The sequence below is a fragment of the Xanthomonas hortorum pv. cynarae genome, from assembly GCF_002939985.1.
Lineage (GTDB): Bacteria > Pseudomonadota > Gammaproteobacteria > Xanthomonadales > Xanthomonadaceae > Xanthomonas > Xanthomonas hortorum_D.
This window is the reverse complement of the sequence record NZ_MDFM01000064.1, coordinates 1-3,834: the sequence shown is the minus strand read 5'-3', so window position 1 is coordinate 3,834 and position 3,834 is coordinate 1. Positions and strand designations below refer to the sequence as shown.

Here is a 3,834-nt window from a genome sequence, read left to right as displayed (position 1 = left end):
ATGATCTGAAAAAGCTTTCCAAATCCGCGCTCGGGAAAACGCTCGGCCAACTCGGACAACAGCGCAATAACCTCCTCATCCCGATCAGGATGGCGCCGATAACGTGCAGTCGAGCGCGCCACGCCAACCACCGCACAGGCCCGGCGCTCGCTCCAGCCATGCTGCTCGATGAGCCAGGCAAGAAGCGGGCGCTTATGCGCCGGGTCTACAGCTTTTTTGCGATGACATCCTTCAATGCATGGTTTTCCATCGCGAGCTCGGCGTACATGCGTTTGAGCTTGTTGTGCTCAGTCTCCAGGTCGCGAAGGCGCTGCACATCAGCTGCCTCCATGCCACCGTACTTGGACTTCCAGACGTAGTACGTCGCATCGGAAATGCCCAGCTCGCGACAGACATCCTTGACCTGGCGACCGCCCTCGACCTGCTTCAGCGTGGCGACGATCTGGCTCTCGGTGAACTTGCTCTTGCGCATGGTGGTCTCCTTGGTGGCTAGTGTGCCGGAGACCTCTAGTTATGGCTGGATCAATTTTACGGGAGGCTGACACAACGACTCACCAATTGGCATCTTCCAGCCCGGTGGCACATACGCTGGCGCATCCTCGCTTTGCATGCGCTGCTGCACCTCGTGCCACCGTGTCGCAGGCATTTCCGTGCGTCCAGCAACTGGGGGAAGCGGATCGCGCAAGTGATCGATGCCATCCGCCAGGCTCATCCCTTGGATGACTCTCGCATTGAGGGTCACGCCGATCCTCAACGTCTCGACATCACCGCGATACTTGTCGATCATCGGCGCATGTTGCCGGGCCAGCAGCTGCGTTTGAGGGTCTTCCAACATCGAGCGGTCCGGCTTGCCGTTGGCGTCCAACGGCAGGAAGTTGTGGATCCGATGCGAATCTCCTAAGTCCGTTGCGACCATCGGATTGCGTGCATCCAAAAGACTGCTGTCGTTGGCGTAACCAGCCCTATCCAACGCAGTGATCTCATGCGACGCGGCGTATAGCTTCACCTGTCCATAGTGCTTACTTGCAGCACTCACGGCATCGCCTGCCATCACGTGATTGATCACGTCGGTGCCACCTTCAGGAATGCGCCGATCCAGGCTGACCGCCCCATAGGCGTTAAAGGTCTCTCCCTTGAGGCCGAAGTGGTGGGCAGTGACCTGGGCGAGGTTGCCGCCCAGAGAATGACCGGTGACGGTGACATCGGGAGCAGGTTGGCCGGTCTTGAGGTGCTTTTGTTCTGCGTACTTCAATGCATTCTGAGTCAATTCGATCGCATCATCGACCTGACGATTGTGACGTGCTGCAACCATGCCACCGTCAGCATAAGCACCATCCTGTTTCGGCTGACGATCAAACTCGGTACCGCGATGAGCGACGATAATTTCGCCGGTGTCTATTTTCTCGTAGATAATTCCCTGATAGCCGGACGGGCGATCCATATATTCCAGACGCCTGAACGAGACGCCGCCGATCTTTACTGGCGTACTGTCAGACCCGGTTACGCCGGGTCGCGCATATACATCATTTGCGAGAAAAGCATTTTGCTGTTCGGTCAGGCTCATTTGGACACCTTCTCAGACTTTAGCGTGACCTTAAATAAACTTCCGCGATTTGACTCAGCATATTTATCCACACTATATTCACCAGTGTCGGGATAGTTATCCATCTGGCTTCGCGGATAGCCTCCTTTCCAAAAATAAAATTTAACAGGTACTGAATCGTATATTTGCGCTTTAAAGAGCGCCGGCTGGAAACGCGTCTCCTCTTTTTTGCCGGTCGCCTTCAGCGAGATACCAACGCCATTGAGTTCAAAATTACACACACCCTTTCCGTAATAATCCGCATCGATCATGCCATCTGCATAGATCGTCGCGACATATGTCATCGGATTCATCTTTTCAAAATTGATGGGTATCCCATCTTCTTTTGACTTACTCCAAACACCCGCAATAGGCTCTATCGGCGTGCATTGCTCATGGTTCGTCATTTGATAAAAGGCGGTGCCCGATATCCACTCAAACGGACCCGGCGCATCCTCGATCGTCATGGTGAGCTTGTAAGCTTCCGTCGGATGTTGATTTTTCCGATAGACCGGGTCTCCGTCAGCCGTGGTCTCGCCGTTTTTTTCGTACTTCTCAGACGCAGCATTCATTGGGTTGCACCCCGTCAAAAGGACTAGGAAAAGACATCCGACAATCTTGGTTTTGAAATATACGTTCATGCCACCTCGGTGCCCTGCGTGTTTAGAGTTGGGGAGCGAACGGCCTGCCGGTGCGGTACGACCTGAGTCGCAGTGACTGCAAACCAAAGACCTATCATCAGCCGTCCGGCATCCACGAAGCAGCTACTGGGCCTTGGAGAAATCCAGGAACACCGTTTGTGCAGCTGGAAGATCCTCTGTCGGAGTGTAGCGAATGTGCATCGACTAATCCGCTCTTGACCAATGCCCAGCTCTGACTTTGCCGGGTGAAGCGCCAACGCGCAGATCTTCTATCAACACTCTCCAGAGCGCCAGCATCAACCGGTTGACATGTCACACAGCGCGTAGCAGTCTCCTCGGCAAGGAGCGTAGAAACTCCTCGAACAGCGGTACCCACCTCCGTCAAACCGGTGGGTTTTTTGTGCCTGCAGATTCTTGTGGGTGCAACCGACGCGATGCTCTGCGTCGGGAGGGCGGCTAATACAACACCCTTCGGGGAAATACGCCCGCCGACTGTTCGCGGTTTCTAACCTCCCTACATCCCGTCGCCGCCCGGCGGCGGGGCCTGTTCGTCACGGAGGGCTTTGCCATGCGTCGATCCACGTCCCGTTCCACATCGGCACGCAAGCGCGCCACGGAGCCACCGCCCCGCGAGATCGGCTGGCATTCGCTCGATCCCTCGATCAAGCCGCGGCCCTACGTTGAGAGCCCCCCCATCCCCCAACCCCGCACCGAAGCCCGCCCACCGCGTCCCGGCCACCCGCGTGCCCCGCAACACTGCACCGTCGGCTACGGCTAAACGCATCCCCACGCTACGCCTACGCGGCCGCTGGCTGGAACAACTGGGCTTTGCCATCGGCAGCAAGCTGCACATCCGCATGCGCGATGGCGAGCTGGTCGTCAGCCTGGCACCCGCCGACTGAGCCGGTGTGCCGCGCATGCGCAGCGCGCACGTGCGCGCCCGCATCGAGTGCAACGCGCATGTCGCACACCGTGCGCGCTCACAGCTCCCCGCGCCGAGGAGGACACAGATGGACCACCCCGCCGTCGTCTTGCATCTCACGCTGGACCAACGCGACCAGCTCGACCGCCTGATGCGCACCATCGCCGCCCACGGCTACGTGATCGCCATGAGCAAACCGGAGTGCCTGGAGGCGCAGACGCTGCCAACGTTGGGACAAGCCATCTTCGATGCCGCCCATGCCTTGCGCGAGATACTTGAACAGCGGGTGGAGCAAAGGCCGGGCAGGTCGTCTCTGCACGCCGAAGATGGCAGTTAGGTTGGTTTGGACATACTGATGGGTCACTTGCTTTCGCATGACGGCATCTTGAAATCTCAGTGGCTTGCCTCGTTACACCGCACGTCGTCGAACGTAACGCGGTGTCCCTGCAAAGATGCGGCATGGCACATGGACATGGGCAGCCGCACTGCTGCGCAGGCCGTGCAATTCACAGGCTTGCAGCGATTGACGGCCGTCAACGCCTCGGCGAGGATCGTGTTACACCGCGCTCAGGCGGCCCAATGATAGCCAGGCGGCTTGGAGGTTCCTGATTAGCCCCGACTCTCAGCCATGAAAATTGCTCGCTGCACGTAAAACCGGCTCTGGGCATGGTGTGGATTGCATCATGGCC

General features: G+C 57.8%; 2 protein-coding genes and 3 pseudogenes. 2 read left to right on the top strand and 3 right to left on the bottom strand.

The window, feature by feature from the left end; all coding sequences use genetic code 11:
* From XcyCFBP4188_RS22070 to XcyCFBP4188_RS22060, 3 genes and pseudogenes are all read right to left on the bottom strand, one after another.
* Positions 1 to 472 (bottom strand): annotated as a pseudogene (locus tag XcyCFBP4188_RS22070) (transposase); the annotation flags it as partial.
* Positions 473 to 547: 75 nt separating this feature from the next.
* Positions 548 to 1,564: pseudogene (locus XcyCFBP4188_RS22065) on the bottom strand (Tle-like phospholipase domain-containing protein); the annotation flags it as partial.
* The gene (locus XcyCFBP4188_RS22060; RefSeq protein ID WP_074058484.1) at positions 1,561 to 2,223 is read right to left on the bottom strand and encodes a hypothetical protein; all 663 of its coding nucleotides are present in this window, start codon (positions 2,221 to 2,223) and stop codon (positions 1,561 to 1,563) included. The pseudogene XcyCFBP4188_RS22065 and the gene XcyCFBP4188_RS22060, both read right to left, overlap by 4 nt.
* Positions 2,224 to 2,791: 568 nt before the next feature.
* Here XcyCFBP4188_RS22060 and XcyCFBP4188_RS22055 point away from each other — a divergent pair.
* Both XcyCFBP4188_RS22055 and XcyCFBP4188_RS22050 read left to right on the top strand, forming a co-directional pair.
* Positions 2,792 to 3,125 (top strand): annotated as a pseudogene (locus tag XcyCFBP4188_RS22055) (SymE family type I addiction module toxin).
* Positions 3,126 to 3,233: 108 nt separating this feature from the next.
* Entirely contained in the window at positions 3,234 to 3,482 is a 249-nt protein-coding gene (locus XcyCFBP4188_RS22050) for a hypothetical protein (RefSeq protein WP_104592859.1), read from the top strand.
* Positions 3,483 to 3,834 lie beyond the last annotated feature (352 nt).

What these genes read in the sequence shown, in the direction of transcription:
- XcyCFBP4188_RS22060 (WP_074058484.1), bottom strand. Translation starts at nt 2,223, where the DNA reads ATGAACGTATATTTCAAAACCAAGATTGTCGGATGTCTTTTCCTAGTC.
- XcyCFBP4188_RS22050 (WP_104592859.1), top strand. Translation starts at nt 3,234, where the DNA reads ATGGACCACCCCGCCGTCGTCTTGCATCTCACGCTGGACCAACGCGAC.